Consider the following 17,647-nt stretch of genomic DNA (forward strand, 5'->3'; position numbering starts at 1 on the left):
CCCTTGCCAAGAGGAATGATGCGCATAGCAGACCCGCATTTATTACCTATTGCTCTTGCAGCTTGCGCGCCTCGGTTCCCGCCAGTTCGATCAGTTCCTGCACGTAGGGTTTTTCAAGGTCTTCCAAGCGCACTGCCGCGTACAATGTGCGGGTAATTCCGTTTTCCGTCAGCGGGCGGGTGACATAGTCCGAGTTGTATTTTACCTCGCGCACGACCCAGTCAGGCAACGCAGCAACGCCCCGGTTCGAGGCCACAAGCAACAGGATCACTGCCGTCAATTCCACCTGCCGGATTGCGGCCGGTTCAACGCGTGCCGGGATCAACAATTGGCTGAACACATCCAAACGTGTGCGTTCGACCGGGTATGTAATCAGGGTTTGCCCTCGGAAATCCTCGGCCTCGATGAACTCTTTCTGCGCCAAGGGGTGCGAGGACGACGCGACAAAGACCGCGTCATAGTCAAACAGTTCGATGAATTCTATACCCGGCAGCTCCTCAGGGTCGGACGACACCACCAGATCGACCTCTTCCTTCTGCAGGGCAGGCAAAGCGTCAAAGGCCAGACCCGGGCGGATATCGACATCTACATCGCCCCAGGATTTGCGGAAAGATTCCAGCACCGGGAACAGCCATTCGAAACAGGCGTGACATTCGATGGCGATATGCATCCGCCCCGTGCGCCCGTCCCGCAGAGAGGAAAATTCCTGTTGCGTCGCCTCAAGTTGCGGCAGAATCTGCTCAGCCAGCCGTAACAGACGCAAGCCCGCCGCCGACAGTTTCATCGGCTTGGACCGGCGCAGGAACAATTCGACCCCCGCCTGATCCTCCAACCCCTTGATCTGATGGCTCAGCGCGGATTGCGTGATGTTCAGCTGATCCGCCGCACGGGCCAAGCCGCCGCATTCATGGATGGCCTTAATCGTACGCAGGTGTCGGAATTCGATGTGCATTGTAGTGTGACTCATGTTGTTCTTGAGCAATATGAGTTTGTCTCACAATGCGCAAACTGGCACAAGAGCCACAGATAGGACCAGTGAGGCAGCCATGACGAAACCAGAAATTTCATTCGAGTTTTTCCCGCCGCAAACGCTCGAGGCCTCATTCCGCCTGTGGGATACGGTTCAGACGCTGGCCCCGCTTGAGCCGCGCTTTGTCTCGGTCACCTATGGGGCGGGCGGCACAACCCGCGAACTAACCCGCGATGCCGTGGCCACCCTGCACAAATCATCCGGCCTTCCTGTGGCAGCGCACCTGACCTGCGTGGACGCCTCGCGCCAGGAAACGCTGGAGATCGCCGATACATTCGCGCGTGCCGGGGTTCAGGACATTGTCGCCCTGCGGGGTGATCCGCCGAAAGGTCAGGTTCGGTTCCTGCCGCATCCCGATGGGTTCGCAAACTCGGTCGAGTTGATCGAAGCCCTGGCTGAAACCGAAATGTTCAGCATCCGCGTCGGCGCCTATCCCGACAAGCACCCCGAGGCACAGGACTTTTCCGCCGATATCGATTGGCTCAAGGCCAAGCTGGATGCCGGCGCGGACGAAGCCCTGACGCAGTTCTTCTTTGAGGCCGAGACCTTTTTCCGCTTCCGCGATGCCTGCGAAAAAGCCGGGATCGACAAGCCCATCGTGCCCGGCATTCTGCCCATCGAGAACTGGAAAGGTGCCCGCAATTTTGCCCGCCGCTGTGGTGCGCATATCCCTGACTGGGTCGAAAACGCCTTTGAAAAGGCGATTCGCGATGATCGAGAGGATCTGCTGGCCACAGCACTATGCACCGAACTGTGTTCGGACCTGATCGACGAAGGCGTGGACAAGCTGCATTTCTATACCCTGAATCGGCCTGAACTGACGCGCGACGTGTGTTTTGCACTGGGTATTACTCCAAAGGCCGAATTGCAAAACGTCGCCTGATTTGATCCCTGTTAGTTACTTTGCCCGGACCCTACCAAGGCTCCGGGCTTTTTTGTGGGATCACAAGTGCAACCGGGATGTGAACAATAGCGCGACCCCTTTCGAACTGTCCCCCAAATAGCGATAAATTTTTGATAAAGTTTGACAAATTCGTGAGCCTCCACACACTGAGTTCGTAGTGTTTGTTTAATGAGTGTTTTGGCTATGGAGCCTGTTGAAAAGATAAATGCACGCGCTGACGCGCTCGAGGCTTTGGGCTTGGACCAGAATGCAGGGTCCGACGATATCCGGGATGCTTGGCGCCACATCGCATTTCACGCACATCCAGACCACAGAAACGGCGATTGCACACATTTCGCGCGCGCCAAAGAGGCGTATGATTTTTTACGCCGCGAAGGGCTGACCGTCAAAGGACGTGCCACCGGCATGCCGCGCCGGCCGAAGCTACGCAAACGTGTCATTGAATTGGAAAGCGGCGATATCGACGCCTGCCGCGTGTTGCTGAACACAGCTCTGGCGCACAGCCCGGATGGCGCAAACCCGGATTCTCAGACCTCAATCGAAGCAGACCATGTCCCCGAAGCCGTTGGGTTTTATGGCCGTCATCTGACTTATTTTGTTCCAACACCAGTTTGTGAGGGGTCCAACCGGGTGGCGCTGCCAACCTCGGTTCTTGCCTCGGCCCGGCGGACGGAAACCGAAGTTCTGAGCTTTCAGTCGAACGATGCAGGGGCCGGTGAAGTCGTGGTTCCCGACACGATCACCGAACGAAAGTTTCCCGGCGCGAAAAGCGTTCGCATCAAGTTCGACGCGGATCAACAGATGCGCGACGACTTCTGGCTGGCTGGCTAACAGCAAAAACCCGGCCTAGTGTGGACCGGGTTTAGCTTCGGTGAGTAGCGTATTAGTTTGCGATCGGACCTTCCGAGGTGAATTTCGGAATAACGCTGGTCGATGCGTCATCACCTTCGATCCCAGGCCAGTTGCCTTCGGCCAGATTGATGTTGCCGGGGATATCCTCTTCAAAAAAGCCGACAACAACATCAGTGATGTTCAGGTACAGCTTGTCATCGACAATCCGCCACAGGTTCGGGTTCGCCGGAACCTTGCCACCACGCGATACACCGTAAGCGCAATGCCCATCATAGGCCGGGGCGTAATAGGCGGGGTTTTCAAGAAACTTATCGCGGTTCTCTTCGGTCGAGAACGCCCAAGTGGCACCGTTATAGTCCGCTGTAATATCAGAACGGCCACGCACGGCCTCGGGCTGGGCTTGGCCAACCGACGCCTGATCCAGGCCACGATAGGCGACAACGTCGTAACCCGACACGGCAAAGCCGGTGCCGTCTACATACTGATCACCGGCGAAAGCCGGCACGGCAAAGGCCAAAGCTGTCACGAAAGTCAGGGCAAAGCGTTTCATGTGGTAAATCCTTTTGTCCTCGGGGTTGGGCACTTGCTGAGAGAATAGATATTTTCGCCCCAATGGGCAGTCCTGCTCGCGCCGCTGTGACATCGCATGAAGAAATGTGAGAGGTCCGATCCCGAATGTTACAAAACTGCCCCAACATCCGGGGTTGGACTCGGGGCTTTGCAACATTAGCTGTTGAGACGGACATGAACTTTACCAGAACGTAGCTGAGAAAGACGACAGATGAGCGAGCAATCCCCATACACGCCCCCCGCAGTCTGGACATGGGACAGCGAAAGCGGTGGTCGATTTGCCAATATCAACCGACCCATTGCCGGGGCGACCCACGACAAGGACCTGCCGGTCGGAAAGCATCCACTACAGCTTTATTCACTGGCCACCCCAAACGGCGTCAAAGTCACAGTGATGCTGGAAGAACTACTGGCGCTGGGTCACGAAGGTGCCGAATACAACGCATGGCTGGTTAATATCGGCGAGGGGGACCAATTCAGCTCGGGCTTTGTCGACGCCAATCCGAACTCAAAAATCCCTGCGCTTTGGGACCGCTCGGGTGATGCGCCTGTGCGTGTTTTCGAAAGCGCCTCCATCCTGTTCCATCTGGCCGAAAAGTTCGATGCTTTCCTGCCGAAATCGGGTCAGGAACGCACCGAGGTGATGAACTGGGTGTTTTGGCAGATGGGCAGTGCGCCTTATCTTGGCGGCGGCTTTGGCCATTTCTACGCCTATGCGCCTGAGAAATGGGAATACCCGATCAACCGCTTCGCGATGGAGGCCAAACGGCAGCTGGACGTGCTGGACCGGCAACTGGCTGAAAACGCTTATATTGCAGGCGAAGACTATACCATTGCTGATATGGCCATCTGGCCCTGGTATGGCCAACTGGTGTTGGGCCGCCTCTACAGCGCCGCCGAGTTCCTGGATGTCGAGTCCTATAAAAATGTGATGCGGTGGGCCAAGGCGATCGACGCGCGCCCCGCTGTTCAGCGTGGCCGCATGGTCAACCGTGCGTTTGGTGAGCCGCATACGCAGCTGCACGAACGCCATGACGCAAGCGATTTCGACACCCGCACACAAGACAAGCTGGAAGCAGCAGCAGAATAGTAGCGACGCCCCGCGGTTCGTTGGATCGCGGGGCTTGCCTGACCACCTATTTCAAAATTGGTGGCTTATCCGGGTTACTGCCCGGCGTAACCTGTTCGATGACCCGCGCCTCGGGCTGTGGCAAGTCGAACCGTAAGCCAACCCGTGCCAGTGCCGCTGATGCTGGATCATGCGGGCCAAAAAAACCAACATCCATCGCCCCAGCCTCGATCCCGGAAAAGGTCAGTGCCTCGGACGCGGCTTTGGCCAGTGCGGGCTCAGCCCCCTCAACCGCGCCGACAAAACCAAGAAGGTGGCCCATGCCGCCCTCTTCCGTCTTGGTCCCAACAAGAAACGCAGCTTCGGCCAAGCCGACGGCTGTGGCCAGCTTCGTGTCCAGCGCTGTCAACAGATCATCCGGCATTCCCTTTGGCGGCAGGAACTCTGCCAGACGTTGCTGTACCTCTTCTGGTGCATGTTCCAACGTGGTGGCCAGCCAGCCCAGCGCTTCGGCCGGGATCAGCATGGATGAAGGTGCGACCTCAAGGTTCAGACCCAGCCCGATCCCCTGCCCTGCCAGCATCGTCGACAGCACCCGACCCGACAGCGCGACGTAAGGCACGGGACGTTCCGCAAATCGGGCCAAACGGTCGTGGCGATCAAAGGCCAGTACAAAGCGGCCATCCGCAACATCGAACAGCTCGGGCGAAATATTCTCGTCCTGCGCTTCTTCGGCCAGCAACAGAAACAGCTCAGAGTCTGCCAGGCGCTCAAAAAACCGCAGACGCGCCGCGTCATCCTGCGGATTGGCCTCCATCGTGGCATGGGCGGCGTCAAGCGCCGTGGCGTTAGTCATTCAAAACCTCTTGCACCCGCGCACGCAGAACCGGCAGCAGTTCAGCTTCGAACCACGGGTTTTTCTTTAGCCATGCCGTATTCCGCCAAGACGGATGAGGCAAGGGAAAGACGCGCGGCGCATGGTCTCGCCAGTTGCGCACGGTTTCGGTCACGGCCGTACGTACGCCTAGGTGATATTTGTGCGCGTGTCCCCCGACCAGAACCGTCAGCGGTACCTCGCCTAACTCATCCATCACCCTGTCATGCCATGTCTTTCCGCATATGGGCGGCGGTGGTAGGTCGGCTTTACGCTCGTTATATCCGGGAAAGCAAAAGGCCATCGGAACGATCGACACGCGGGCGCGGTCATAGAATACGGCCTCGTCAATCCCCAGCCAGTCCCGCAGACGGTCGCCAGAGGGATCGGTGAACGGACGCCCCGAGGCATGGACCCGCGCGCCAGGCGCCTGCCCTGCGATCAACAATGGCGTACCAGACCGAAACCAGACCACCGGGCGCGGCTTATGCGCGGTAAACGTGGTCTGAAACCTGTCTGCGCAAATACGGCAGGCCGCAATTTCTTTCTGTAGCGAATTCATCAGATCGCAAGACTTCCTGCATCAAATTGGTTGACGGACGAAAGGAAAGATAGTCAACGGGCACCCCAAGGCCAACAGATGCAAAAGTCACAAAACCAACAGCACAGCGACGGTACGCATTGATCATTTGTTTCACAATTCGACATAATGTAGCCAACATGGACCAATAAATTTGTCGATGGTTTACCAACCTGGGCGGTGTACCAAACAAACGCCCGAGCAGCAGGCCGTGAATGCTTGAGTTTGAGAATGTCAGTAAGTCCTTTTGGACCGGGACCCGCCGCAAGGTGATCCTGGATCGGGTCTCGTTCCAGATCGAACTGGGCCGGTCGATTGGCATATTGGCCCCAAACGGCACCGGCAAGACGACATTGATCAACATGATGGCCGGGCTGGAAAAACCGGATGAGGGTGTGATCCGCAAATCCTGCCGCATCTCGTTCCCGATGGGGTTTTCCGGCGGTGTGGTCAAAAAGCTTTCGGCCCTGGAAAACGCCCGCTACATCGCCAAAATCTATGGAATGGATCCCGACTATGTCGAGGCGTATTGCAGCTGGCTGTGCAATCTGGGTGAGTATTTCAACCAGCCTATCGGGACCTATTCATCCGGTATGCGGGCTCGCTTTACCTTTGCCCTGATGCTGGCGCTGGATTTTGACATGTACCTGATTGATGAGGGCATGCCCTCATCCACGGATGTAGAATTCAACCGAAAAGCAGGTGACATCCTGCGAGAGCGTTTGCGGACAACGACACTGGTGATCGTGTCCCACAATCCCGACGTTCTTGAGAAATTTGCACAGCAGGCGGCCGTTCTATTGGACGGTCAGCTTTACATGTTCGACACCTTGGAAGAGGCACGACAGTTATATGACTACCAAACCCAAGGCTAAAAAATATCGCTGGCGCCGCAATCGTCAGGGCTCGGATTCCGCAGACGCACGGGCCGACGCGATTTCGCGCATCAGAAAAGCGACGCAACCGTCTGAGGCGGCAAATAACCCGTCTCCCTCGACCGATATTGAGGCGATCAAGCGCGAAGGGCTAACCGGTCGCCAACTGCGTGTGGCACGTCGTCTGGCCCAGAAAAACGGGCTTGCTGCAACGTCGGATTACGACGCGGTGCGGCTATTACGTAAAAAGGGCATCGATCCGTTCGAACGTGCCAACTTGCTGGATTTGGCAGCCGAAAAAACAGGTTCGAATGATCAAGCAAAGGACAAGATCAAGATCCAGTTGCCGCAGACGATTTCGGACTCTTCCCAAGGCCTTACCGGTCCGGAGCTAACGCCAGCCGAGCGGCGAAATCTTGAAATCGGTGAAATTCAAAAGGACATCGCACGCCGCCGCAAACGCAAGCTGTTTGCGCTGTTTGCGCGTCTGGCAGCCTTTGTACTGCTGCCGACCCTGATTGTGGGCACCTATTTCTATCGGTACGCAACACCGATGTACGCCAGCGATTCCGCCTTTTCAATCTTGCAGGCAGACGGCGGCGGGGCGTCCTTTGGTGGGTTTCTTGCAGGTACTCAATTCGCCACTGCACAAGATTCCGTCGCCACGCAGGAATTTTTGGAATCCAAAGACGCGCTGGTGCGACTTGAGAACGACACCAATTTTTCCGAAATCTTCAAGCAGGATTGGATCGATCCGATTCAACGCCTGCCGCAGGATGCATCTCTTGAGGATACCTATAAGCTTTACAAGCGGATGATTACCATTGGGTACGACCCCAGCGACGGTATCATCCGGATGGAAGTTGCGGCACCAAGCCCCGAGATTTCAGTCGAACTTTCCAATCTTCTACTGTCCTATGCCGAGGAAACCATCAACGGTCTGACCGAATTGAAACGCGAAGACCAAATGCGCGATGCCCGGGCCGGTTTTGAATTGGCTCAGAACGAACGTCGAAAAGCTCAGGAGGAACTGATCGAGCTGCAGCTTCAGGGGGCGGTTTTGGACCCAGAAAACGTCCTCCTTGGCCTGCGCGAACGGATCAACGTAATCGAAATCGAGTTGCAGGAAAAAGAACTGCAGCTGGCCGCACTTTTGGACAACTTGCGCCCGAACCAAGCCAAAGTGGATGGTGTCCGTGCGGACATTCAACGACTTGAAGTTGCCCTGGCAGAACTGAACGCCGAAATGCTGGACGCGTCAGCAGGCGAAAACTCGCTGGCGCGTTTAAGCGTGCGAATTCAGATGGCCCAGGCCGACCTTGTGGCTCGTGATTTGATGCTGCAAACCGCAATGGAACAGATGGAAACCACACGAACCGAAGCCAACCGCAAAGTGCGTTATCTGACGGTTTCAGTGAACCCGGTCGCCAGTGAGGAACCCAGCTATCCGCGCAAGTTTGAAAATACGATTTTGGCTTTCCTATTGTTTGCTGGTATCTACCTGATGATCTCGCTTACCGCGTCGGTCCTTCGTGAACAGGTATCCTCGTAAGACACATGAAACATGTAAAAATCTCCGATCTCACGGTCGGTAATGATCTGCCTCTGACGATCATTGCCGGCCCCTGCCAACTTGAAACCGCCGATCACGCCCAGATGATCGCTGGCAAAATGAAAGAGGCCTGCGACGCCGCCGGTGCTCAGTATGTGTTTAAAGGCTCGTTCGACAAGGCTAACCGCACCTCTGTAAACGCAGCTCCTGCACTGGGCCTCGACAAAGGTTTGGCAGTGCTGCAATCGGTAAAGGACAGCATTGGCGTGCCAGTCACTACGGATGTGCATGAGAAAGAACAATGCGCGTCCGTTGCCGAGGTGTGTGACATCCTGCAAATCCCCGCTTTCCTTTGCCGTCAAACCGCCCTTCTAAAATCCGCAGGCGCAACAGGCGCTGTGGTCAACGTCAAAAAAGGTCAGTTCCTGGCCCCTTGGGACATGCAGAACGTCGCGGCCAAGATCGAAAGCACCGACAATCACAACATCATGCTGACGGAACGTGGTGTCAGCTTTGGCTACAACCGCCTCGTGGTGGACATGCAATCTCTGCCGGAAATGTCTCGCACCGGGTACCCGGTGATAATGGACGCCACCCACACTGTGGCTCAGCCCGGTGGATTGGGTGGTGCATCCGGTGGTCAGCGCGAATTTGCGCCCGTTATGGCACGCTCGGCTGTTGCCGTTGGTGTAGCCGGTGTATTCATGGAAACACACCAAGATCCGGACAACGCCCCCTGTGATGGCCCCAACATGATCTATCTGGATCAAATGCCTCAATTGATTGACACATTGATGCGCTTTGATGCATTGGCCAAAGCCAACCCGATTCAGATTTAAGCAAGAGCGATAGTATGACCAAACCCATCCCCGAGGTGACTCCGAACACCTGGAGTTTTCTGCGCGACCCGATGATCAAACCCACCGGGTTTCGCGAATATGACGCCCGTTGGAAATACCCCGAAGAGATCAATCTGCCGGGCATGACGGCGCTGGGGCTGGGTTTGGGCACTCAGATGCGCAAGCGTGGAATCGCGCCTGTGATCGCGGTCGGCAACGACTATCGCGACTATTCGCTGGCAATCAAGAATGCGTTGATCCTGGGCCTGATGCAGGCTGGAATTCAGGTCAAGGATATCGGCCCGGCACTGAGCCCTATGGCCTATTTCGCCCAGTTCCATCTGGACGTTCCCGCCGTGGCCATGGTCACCGCCAGCCACAACCCGAACGGCTGGACCGGCGTGAAGATGGGCTTTGAACGCCCGTTAACTCACGGCCCGGACGAGATGTCGGAATTGCGCGATATTGTTCTGAATGGACAAGGCGCCCCCCACGAAGGGGGTTCGTACGAATTCGTGGACGGCGTGAAAGAGGCTTATATCGACGACCTGGTTGGTGACTTCAAAATGTCCCGGCCCCTGAAAGTTGTCTGTGCGACGGGTAATGGTACAGCGTCAGCCTTTGCGCCCGAGATTTTCGAACGGATGGGGGTCGAGGTCGTGCCCAGCCACAACCGGCTAGACTACACCTTCCCCAACTACAACCCTAATCCTGAAGCCATGGAGATGTTGCACGACATGGCCAACACCGTGAAATCCAGCGGCGCCGACATGGCGCTGGGATTTGACGGTGACGGAGATCGCTGCGGTGTTGTCGATGACGAAGGTGAAGAGATTTTCGCCGACAAGGTCGGCGTGATCATGGCCCGCGATCTGGCCAAGCTGTACCCCAACGCGACCTTTGTGGCGGATGTCAAATCAACCGGGCTGTTTGCCAGCGACCCCGAGTTGCAGGCCCACGGCGTCAAAGCCGATTACTGGAAAACCGGCCATAGCCACATGAAGCGCCGGGTTAAAGAAATCAATGCTCTGGCAGGGTTCGAGAAATCGGGCCACTACTTCCTGGCAGAGCCGATCGGGCGCGGCTATGACTGCGGCATGCGAGTCGCGGTTGAGATCTGCAAATTGATGGATCGCAACCCGGACAAAAGCATGTCGGACCTGCGCAAGGCGTTGCCAAAAACTTGGTCGACGCCGACCATGTCGCCCTATGCCTCTGATACCGAGAAATACGACATTCTCAAACGGTTGGTGGACAAGCTGGTTGCCAAGGCAGATGCGGGTGAAACCCTGGCAGGCCGCGCGGTCAAAGAGGTCGTCACCGTCAATGGCGCCCGCGTCATTCTGGACAATGGCAGCTGGGGGCTGGTGCGGGCGTCCTCGAACACGCCAAACCTGGTTGTGGTCTGTGAAAGCAGCGAAAGCGAAGAAGAAATGCGCGCCATATTTGCCGATATCGACGCCGTCATCCGGACTGAGCCCGGCGTTGGCGATTACGACCAAACCATCTGATTTGGGATCGGGGCGCCTAAGGCGCCCCGCCCTTTAATTTCCACCCAACAGTTTGAACAAGCCTTTCTTGGCCTCTTCTTCCAGCTTATTTTTCAAAGCATCCTCGACACTTTCACTGTCAGTCACTGCCGTACCCAGTTCATCACCCACTTTGTCCAGAACCTTTTGCTTGGCGTCGTCCTCAAGGTCTTTTAGCTGACCTTCGGCGGCGGCCTCGATCACTTTGGACAAATCGGGTTTGATCGAAGGGTCGCTCCACGGCCCGACAATCCGCACTGGAACCGAAAGACCCTGCCCCGAGTTGGCCCGCAGCGCGGTTGGGGTAAACAGATAGTCGATCCTGCGCGCGCCGATATTGACCTTGCCCGTCCCATCTGCACGGAAATTGTCCAGTGACATCAGCAGGTCGTTATTGGTCAGCACACCCTGATCAATGGTAAAACTGGCTGTCAGGCTGTTGAACACGGTTGTCCCACCCGAACCTTTGCCGCGCCCCATCAGGCGATCCAGATCAAAACCCGAAATCACGCCCTGCCCCACATTCAGATTGCCCGTGCCACTGAGGGATCGCATGATCTGGTCTTCGGTCTGCCCGACGCCTAGAAATTCAAACTCACCCGTTCCTGTACCCGTAAAACGCTCAATCCCCGCGAGGGTGGACAGGGCTTGTTGAACGTTCATGTTTTTCGCCTTCAGCTTACCGCCGACTGACAGGCCATTGCGGTTGTTGGCCACCACCTGCCCGTTAACCTGACCCGAGAACAAAGTGGCCGGGTTCATCTGCAACACAGCACGGGACCGGTCGAGTATCAGCGTCAGGTCGCTGGCTCCTAATTCTATGTCGGGCAGGACAATGGACGAGGCTGTCAGGCGTATTTCCCCATTGGCCAGCGACAGGGCCGAGGCATCAATCGGGGCCTTGGACCACCCACTGTCGGGCGAGGACGCCGTTCCCGACCCACCCCCGCTCGGTGCCGGCGCGTCATTGAAACGTGACAGGTCAATATCCCCACTCTTGAGCCGCGCGGTGATTTTCGGCGGATCCGAAATCTCGACATCCGTTTCTCCGGTAAAGCGGTTGTGGTCCAACCGCGCCACCATGTTGCGCAGTGAGATACGGCCCTCGCTGGTATAGGTCATCTGTCCAGACACATCGGCCTTGCGGCCCAATCCCAGCGGCACCCCGACACCCGCCTGTCCAAAAGCGGCCAGCATTTCCTCGGTGTTCCTGGTTTTGACCGCAAGCGCGCCGTCCATTTCTCCAGCAAGGTTGACGCGGCCATCGAACCCAACTTCGCCGCCCGGCGCGGTCAGAGCCAATTTCAAAGGTGCGACCGCCCCGGATGCATAGGTCGGCAGGTCCGGTATTTCGAGGTCAACTTTCACGTGGCCGCCCGGCACTGCCATCCGCGCCTCCATCACCATGGGTGAGGTCGGCCCCGGCCAGCTGGCCGACAGATCAACGTTCGAGAAGTTGAATTTTGATATGCCGTTTTCGATGTAAACCAACTGCGCATTGGTCAGTTCCAGACGGTCCAGCGTCACGGCACCTTGCGGCGATGCAGATGACGCGCTGGTATTGCTTCCGGTCGTCGCCTGCGAGGCAACCGGAGCGCTTAATTCCCAATTGCCGCGTCCATCGGATAACTCGAGCCTCAAAACCGGATTATCCGCGACAACCCGCCTTATCCGTAAATCTCCGTTCAGCAGCGCCGAAGCATCCACGCCGACGGCAAGGCTTTCGGCGCTGAGCATCGGTTCGGACCCGGCCCAGGGTGCGTTGCCAAACGTGACAGGGCCGGTCTCCATCCCCAGAACGGGCCAGAACGACAGGTTCACATCCCCCGACAATGTCAGGTCGCGCCCCGTTTCGCTTTTGACCTGTTCCGCCAGAATCGCCGCCAGCTTATCCCCCGGCATCAGCAATAAGGCGCCGATGACCAACCCGATTGCGGCTACGAATAAGAAGAGTATGCGCACCAGCCACTTCATTTTTCTGCTCTCCGCTTATTTGGCATGCGTTGAAAAGATCATCCAAAGCCCAGCCCGTATTTGCAAGAGGAAGCGTTCCCCACTATATGCCGCGCCATGAGCACGAACCCACCAAACCTCCGCCCTGACCTGGCGCCCGCCGCCAGGATGCCTGATACGCCACGTACCAACCAACCAACCATTGGTATGGTGTCGCTGGGCTGCCCCAAGGCCTTGGTCGATAGCGAGCGGATTTTGACCCGTCTTCGTGCAGAAGGGTACGGCATTTCGCCAGATTATTCCGGGGCCGATGCCGTAATCGTGAACACTTGCGGGTTCCTTGACAGCGCCAAGGCTGAGTCTCTGGACGCCATTGGTGAGGCTTTGGTGGAAAACGGCAAGGTCATTGTGACCGGCTGCCTGGGGGCCGAGCCCGACTATATCCGTGAACACCACCCGCGCATCATGGCCGTGACCGGGCCGCATCAATACGAACAGGTGCTGGATGCCGTGCATTCAGCAGTTCCCCCCGATCCTGATCCATTCGTTGATCTACTGCCCGCCGCCAGCGTGCAGTTGACCCCGCGCCATTACAGCTATCTCAAGATATCCGAGGGCTGTAACCACAAGTGCAAATTTTGCATCATCCCAGACATGCGCGGGAAACTGGCCAGTCGTCCCGCCCACGCCATATTGCGTGAGGCCGAAAAGCTGGTCGACAATGGCGTGCGCGAATTGCTGGTGATCTCGCAGGATACCTCGGCCTATGGGCTGGACCGGAAATACGATGTGAACCCGTGGAAGGACCGTGAGGTGCGCAGCCACATTACCGATCTGGCGCGTGAGCTGGGGCAGCTGGATGCCTGGGTTCGTCTACACTATGTCTACCCCTACCCGCATGTGCGCGAGCTGATCCCCCTGATGGCCGATGCCGGGTGCAACATCCTGCCCTATCTAGACATTCCGTTCCAACATGCCCACCCGGACGTTCTGAAACGCATGGCCCGCCCGGCGGCAGCGGCGAAAACACTGGACGAGATCGCAGCATGGCGCGCGACCTGCCCCGATATCACCCTGCGCTCGACCTTTATCGTCGGCTATCCAGGCGAGACCGAGGCTGAATTCCAGACGCTTTTGGACTGGATGGATGAGGCGCAATTGGATCGCGTGGGATGCTTCCAATACGAAAACGTGGATGGCGCACGCTCGAACGATCTGCCCGATCATGTTCCGGCCGAGATCAAACAAGATCGCTGGGAACGGTTCATGGAAAAGGCCCAGGCGATCTCCGAGGCCAAGCTGGCCGCAAAGGTCGGCCAGACCATCGAGGTGATCGTGGACGAGGTCGATGGCGAAGCCGCCACTTGCCGCACCAAATCCGACGCGCCCGAGATCGATGGGAATCTGTTTATCGACGAAGGGTTTGAAACCCTCAACTCTGGCGACATTGTCTCGGTCGAGGTCGATGAGGCTGGCGAATATGACCTTTGGGGCAAGCTGACCTGATCCAGTCACCCCTGCTGGGCAAAGCGTGAGGCAAGTTTATTGGTGTTTTGCGCCAGACTCGTGGATTATGACGGGACATACCGCCTTATAGGAAGGAAGTTCCAATGTCCTGCCTACGCCCCTTTGGCCTGAAATGCATAACGGTTATACTTGCTGCCCAACTTTATGCCGTTCCCGCTGTTGCGGACAACGTCCGCGCGGGCGGTTTCATAATTATTGGGTCCGAACCGCTGAGCCTGCACCTGCGCAGCAAACACCATGTGCAGCGATACTATGGCGCACCTAAAGTCTATCATCGGTCCAGCAAACACAAACATCAAACCAAGCCGAAAGTGTACCACCACAAGAGCAAACCCAAGGTTCATTACGTCAAACCGGTCAAACGACACCACCGGTCAAGGCAAGCGTTCAGCAACAAACATGCCTCGCCTTATTACCTTCCACGGAGTTACGGAATTCAAAACCGAGGATATCGCTATGGTATAAAACGGCGGAGGTATTGATGGCTTCAAAACAGGCTTAGAAGCCCGATGACCCAAGCCAATCCCGCCGCCAAAGCCGTTAACGCAACAGCGGCACTGGCGGCGTCCTTGGCCTGCCCCGCCAGTTTATTGTGATCGGTCGAGGTGTGATCGACAGCGCGCTCAATCGCGGTATTGAACAGCTCGGCCACCAAAACAAGCAGGCCAAATATTAGGATCAGGGCGCGTACCCCTTCACCGAGCGGCAACCAAACGGCCAAAGCAGCCGAGACCAGATTTGCCCAAACCCAGGCGCGGAAAGAATACTCTTCTCGCCAGGTCGCGACCAGCCCTTGCCAGCTCCAACGCGTTCGATCCTTGAGATGTGTAAGAAGGTTTCTCATCAGCCTTCAACTTTTCGGTGTACGGAACTGAAGCCGCATTGATTTATGGAGGGCAAGAAAAAACCGCCCCGAGGGCGGTTTTTTTGTCGAGAATGTGCGGGCAGCCTTAAAAACGGGCCACCCGCGGAATAGTTATTGTGCGACCGGATTACAGACGGTTTGGCCTGCTTCTGTCGTGGCCAGCTCAGTTCCTGCCGGGCAGCTAGGTGTGCCGAATTTGTCGTACTCAGGCGTGATATAAACCGGCGCCGGTTCTTCCTGCTGCGAGCAAGCAGCCAAAACAAGGGCAAATGCACCAACGGCAGCAAATTTGAGTTTCATGTCCGTCATTCCTCTATTAATTTCCTGATATTGCCCAAGAATCCGGGGCCGGTCTCACAATACGACTTGAATGGCATATTTGCAACGAATTCGATCACGCGATCGTGAAGAAAGGCGAAACAACGCCGGTAACCCCCTCAGAAACAGCGGATTTATGAGCATAGGCTACCGATTTTCGCGTATCGCTCTACACTTGTAGAGTGACATCAGCAAAAGACGGAGTAGCCACATGTCTGACAGCCCCACCATCGCGCAAAAAGGTCCCTTCCCGGTCGAAGTGATCGAAGGGAAAAGCTATTTCTGGTGTGCATGCGGCCGATCCAAGCGGCAGCCGTTTTGCGATGGATCGCACAAAGACACCGGGTTCGAACCGGTAAAGTACACGGCGGACAGCAGCAAAAAAGTCTTTTTCTGTGGCTGCAAACACAGCGGGAATCCTCCGCTGTGTGACGGGTCGCATTCCAAACTGTAATCAGGTCTTCAACGCGTTCAACAGATCAGCGTTGGCACAGAATTCGGGTGCAGTGTGGGCCTCGGATTGTTGTTCAGACAACCAGATGGCACATTGGTTACTGCACTGCGATGCCCGGCAGCGTGTTACCAGTTCGGCATAGCGATCCGGTGTCAGCCGTTTCTCTGCCATGGCTTCGGTCAACGAGATTTTCATACATCGCGCCACCGAACGGGTTAGCCAAAAGTGTTTTTCGACATCCCCCAAAGAATTTCGCGCCATCAGTTTTCCTGCTTTGATCATGTTTTCAACACAGCAAACCGGTGTTGGTTTCTGCTAGTCTGTAGGTCACCTATCGCGTCCGGTGACCACTCTAATGCGGCATGAAACCTTCCTGTCGTTAAGGCTGCAGTTTTCGGAGCATTTCCTGATTGCGGCAGTATTCCGGCGTTTGGCCCGCCTGCGCGGGCTGCTGTAGGAAGCTCTGGCAATGATTGGGATTTGCACAGCCCGTACACCTCAGAACAGCATCGGAAAGCTGATCGATCGAAACATCACCTTCAATCGCGGATTCCTGCAGATCCACACCAAGTTTCGTAGCCATCTGATCCACAAGACCTGCATGGAATTTCAAGACTTCTTGATCGGGCATGAGAGGTCCTTTCCTGCCATCTGTCCGCAGCAGGATATCTCAACCCGGTGCTTGGGCCTTTGACTCACATCAAGGCCCGACGCCGATATGATCCAGATAGGCTCGGGTCGCGTCCTGCACGCGCCTAAATCGATCCCCACCCAGCTTTTTTCCGCCGTACCAGCGGGTGACGATGACCACATGACTGTCCAGCCCGGCCCGTTCAAGCATCCTTAGAATCACCATGCCCGCACCGCTTTCCCCGTCATCGGCCTTCAACGCCCCGGTCGGCAAAATGGCCGCCCAGGTGTTGTGCGTGGCTTTGGCATAAGCCTTGTCTGACTTGAGCTCCTGCAAGACTGCATTAACATCGGCCCGCGTGCCAACGGCTGCGCCTGTTACCGCGTATTTCGACCCCCGGTCCGTCAGGATCACGCCCAGCCGTGTCAAAGCGGTCATTGCGTCAAACCCAATTGTCTTGCGGTTTCAAGAACGATCTGAACTCGGTCGGTATTTGGGGGGTGCGTTCCCAGAAACTGATCCCCCGGATCGGGAAGGCGATCAAAATATTTGGCGCCAATTAAAGGGTTGTATCCCGCGTTATGGGTGATGATCGTGCCCAGTTGGTCCGCCTCAAGCTCGAACGCTTTCACGTTCACCTGCACACCCAATTCGGCCCCCAATTTCTGCGTGCGTTCAAGGTCTTTGCCTTCCTCGCCATGCAGCTTACCCAATTCGCTGAAGATCGCGGCACTTTCCTGGGCGTTTTTCGACTGCCGGGCGATGTGTCCCAAAACATGATGCGCTGCCTCGTGCCCCATGACAAACGCCAGTTCATCAGGATTCTTCGCAGATTGGATCATCGAACGCGTGAATATGATTACCGGCTGATTGTCATCATCCAGAGTCTGAAAGGCATTTGCCGGTGCGCGCGGGTTCAGGTCGACCAATATCGTGAAATCGCAATTTTTGACCTTGGCCTGGCGCAGACATTCGGCGCGGGCTTCGTCGCCGACCTGACGGCTGATTTTCCGAAACGCGGCGGCGTCGACCTGAAAATCACTCGAATCCAGCGACCATTCATTTGCCGGTTGCACGCGCAGGACACCGGCACTGCAGGCCGTCAACAACAGAGGAAACAGCAAATAGATCAGACGGCGCATTCATATTCCTTTGAAACGGTGATCCCGTTTGAAAAACCATAGCGCGACACCTGGGGGACTGCCACCTTCGGATTGCACGGGAA

General features: G+C 56.6%; 20 protein-coding genes. 9 read left to right on the forward strand and 11 right to left on the reverse strand.

Annotation, left to right across the window (positions count from 1 at the left end; translation table 11 throughout):
- Window positions 1-46: 46 nt before the first annotated feature.
- Entirely contained in the window at window positions 47-952 is a 906-nt protein-coding gene (locus ACR0AL_RS07135) for a LysR family transcriptional regulator (RefSeq protein WP_480662552.1), read from the reverse strand.
- Window positions 953-1,046: 94 nt separating this feature from the next.
- Here ACR0AL_RS07135 and metF point away from each other — a divergent pair, with 94 nt between their 5' ends.
- Together metF and ACR0AL_RS07145 are read left to right on the forward strand one after the other, a co-directional pair.
- Window positions 1,047-1,913, forward strand: coding sequence for a methylenetetrahydrofolate reductase [NAD(P)H] (gene metF / locus ACR0AL_RS07140; protein ID WP_480662445.1), 867 nt, complete (start codon window positions 1,047-1,049; stop codon window positions 1,911-1,913).
- Between the two features lie 204 nt (window positions 1,914-2,117).
- Entirely contained in the window at window positions 2,118-2,765 is a 648-nt protein-coding gene (locus tag ACR0AL_RS07145; RefSeq protein ID WP_480662447.1) for a DnaJ domain-containing protein, read from the forward strand.
- A 52-nt stretch (window positions 2,766-2,817) separates the two neighbouring features.
- On the opposite strand, the gene ACR0AL_RS07150 is transcribed toward ACR0AL_RS07145, so the two are convergent.
- Window positions 2,818-3,336 (reverse strand): YHS domain-containing (seleno)protein, encoded by a 519-nt coding sequence (locus tag ACR0AL_RS07150; protein ID WP_170504590.1) that lies wholly within the window; start codon window positions 3,334-3,336, stop codon window positions 2,818-2,820.
- A 231-nt stretch (window positions 3,337-3,567) separates the two neighbouring features.
- On the opposite strand from ACR0AL_RS07150, the gene yghU reads away from it, so the two are divergent.
- Window positions 3,568-4,446 carry a glutathione-dependent disulfide-bond oxidoreductase gene (gene yghU / locus ACR0AL_RS07155; RefSeq protein WP_170547978.1) on the forward strand — a complete coding sequence of 293 codons (879 nt, stop codon included), beginning with the start codon at window positions 3,568-3,570 and terminating at the stop codon, window positions 4,444-4,446.
- A gap of 46 nt (window positions 4,447-4,492) precedes the next feature.
- Here the strand turns inward: yghU and ACR0AL_RS07160 are convergent, their stop codons facing one another.
- Window positions 4,493-5,281 carry an SseB family protein gene (locus ACR0AL_RS07160; RefSeq protein WP_480662449.1) on the reverse strand — a complete coding sequence of 263 codons (789 nt, stop codon included), beginning with the start codon at window positions 5,279-5,281 and terminating at the stop codon, window positions 4,493-4,495.
- On the reverse strand, window positions 5,274-5,861 hold the full coding sequence (locus ACR0AL_RS07165) for a uracil-DNA glycosylase family protein (RefSeq protein ID WP_480662451.1): 588 nt from the start codon (window positions 5,859-5,861) through the stop codon (window positions 5,274-5,276). Before ACR0AL_RS07165 ends, ACR0AL_RS07160 begins: the two co-directional genes overlap by 8 nt.
- Before the next feature lie 233 nt (window positions 5,862-6,094).
- Here ACR0AL_RS07165 and ACR0AL_RS07170 point away from each other — a divergent pair, with 233 nt between their 5' ends.
- From ACR0AL_RS07170 to ACR0AL_RS07185, 4 genes are read left to right on the forward strand one after another with little or no spacing between them, the layout of a single operon-like run.
- A complete protein-coding gene (locus ACR0AL_RS07170) occupies window positions 6,095-6,754 on the forward strand; it encodes an ABC transporter ATP-binding protein (protein WP_170347894.1) in 660 nt (219 codons plus the stop codon).
- On the forward strand, window positions 6,732-8,306 hold the full coding sequence (locus tag ACR0AL_RS07175; protein WP_170347893.1) for a KpsE/RkpR family capsule polysaccharide export protein: 1,575 nt from the start codon (window positions 6,732-6,734) through the stop codon (window positions 8,304-8,306). Before ACR0AL_RS07170 ends, ACR0AL_RS07175 begins: the two co-directional genes overlap by 23 nt.
- Before the next feature lie 5 nt (window positions 8,307-8,311).
- Window positions 8,312-9,145, forward strand: coding sequence for a 3-deoxy-8-phosphooctulonate synthase (kdsA, locus tag ACR0AL_RS07180; protein WP_170347892.1), 834 nt, complete (start codon window positions 8,312-8,314; stop codon window positions 9,143-9,145).
- 14 nt (window positions 9,146-9,159) lie between these two features.
- Window positions 9,160-10,656 carry a phosphomannomutase/phosphoglucomutase gene (locus ACR0AL_RS07185; RefSeq protein WP_170347891.1) on the forward strand — a complete coding sequence of 499 codons (1,497 nt, stop codon included), beginning with the start codon at window positions 9,160-9,162 and terminating at the stop codon, window positions 10,654-10,656.
- 33 nt (window positions 10,657-10,689) lie between these two features.
- On the opposite strand, the gene ACR0AL_RS07190 is transcribed toward ACR0AL_RS07185, so the two are convergent.
- Window positions 10,690-12,648, reverse strand: coding sequence for an AsmA family protein (locus ACR0AL_RS07190; protein WP_480662453.1), 1,959 nt, complete (start codon window positions 12,646-12,648; stop codon window positions 10,690-10,692).
- 96 nt (window positions 12,649-12,744) lie between these two features.
- Here ACR0AL_RS07190 and rimO point away from each other — a divergent pair, with 96 nt between their 5' ends.
- Entirely contained in the window at window positions 12,745-14,133 is a 1,389-nt protein-coding gene (gene rimO / locus ACR0AL_RS07195; RefSeq protein ID WP_170409007.1) for a 30S ribosomal protein S12 methylthiotransferase RimO, read from the forward strand.
- A 508-nt stretch (window positions 14,134-14,641) separates the two neighbouring features.
- Here the strand turns inward: rimO and ACR0AL_RS07200 are convergent.
- Together ACR0AL_RS07200 and ACR0AL_RS07205 are read right to left on the reverse strand one after the other, a co-directional pair.
- Entirely contained in the window at window positions 14,642-14,998 is a 357-nt protein-coding gene (locus ACR0AL_RS07200) for a diacylglycerol kinase (RefSeq protein ID WP_170395473.1), read from the reverse strand.
- Window positions 14,999-15,130: 132 nt separating this feature from the next.
- A complete protein-coding gene (locus ACR0AL_RS07205; protein ID WP_170347886.1) occupies window positions 15,131-15,319 on the reverse strand; it encodes a hypothetical protein in 189 nt (62 codons plus the stop codon).
- 229 nt (window positions 15,320-15,548) lie between these two features.
- Here ACR0AL_RS07205 and ACR0AL_RS07210 point away from each other — a divergent pair, with 229 nt between their 5' ends.
- Window positions 15,549-15,791: a CDGSH iron-sulfur domain-containing protein gene (locus tag ACR0AL_RS07210; RefSeq protein WP_170347885.1), complete on the forward strand. Its 243-nt coding sequence runs from the start codon at window positions 15,549-15,551 to the stop codon at window positions 15,789-15,791.
- Here the strand turns inward: ACR0AL_RS07210 and ACR0AL_RS07215 are convergent, their stop codons facing one another.
- The 4 genes from ACR0AL_RS07215 to ACR0AL_RS07230 all read right to left on the reverse strand — a co-directional run bounded on the left by ACR0AL_RS07215 (window position 15,792) and on the right by ACR0AL_RS07230 (window position 17,564).
- Entirely contained in the window at window positions 15,792-16,052 is a 261-nt protein-coding gene (locus ACR0AL_RS07215) for a DUF6455 family protein (protein WP_170347884.1), read from the reverse strand.
- A 118-nt stretch (window positions 16,053-16,170) separates the two neighbouring features.
- A complete protein-coding gene (locus ACR0AL_RS07220) occupies window positions 16,171-16,422 on the reverse strand; it encodes a DUF6455 family protein (RefSeq protein WP_170347883.1) in 252 nt (83 codons plus the stop codon).
- Between the two features lie 69 nt (window positions 16,423-16,491).
- Entirely contained in the window at window positions 16,492-16,860 is a 369-nt protein-coding gene (locus ACR0AL_RS07225; RefSeq protein WP_480646032.1) for a YigZ family protein, read from the reverse strand.
- Window positions 16,857-17,564: a M48 family metallopeptidase gene (locus tag ACR0AL_RS07230; protein ID WP_170347881.1), complete on the reverse strand. Its 708-nt coding sequence runs from the start codon at window positions 17,562-17,564 to the stop codon at window positions 16,857-16,859. The genes ACR0AL_RS07225 and ACR0AL_RS07230 overlap by 4 nt, the downstream gene beginning before the upstream one ends.
- Window positions 17,565-17,647: the final 83 nt, after the last annotated feature.

The sequence above is a fragment of the Ruegeria sp. BB1 genome (genome assembly GCF_056539465.1).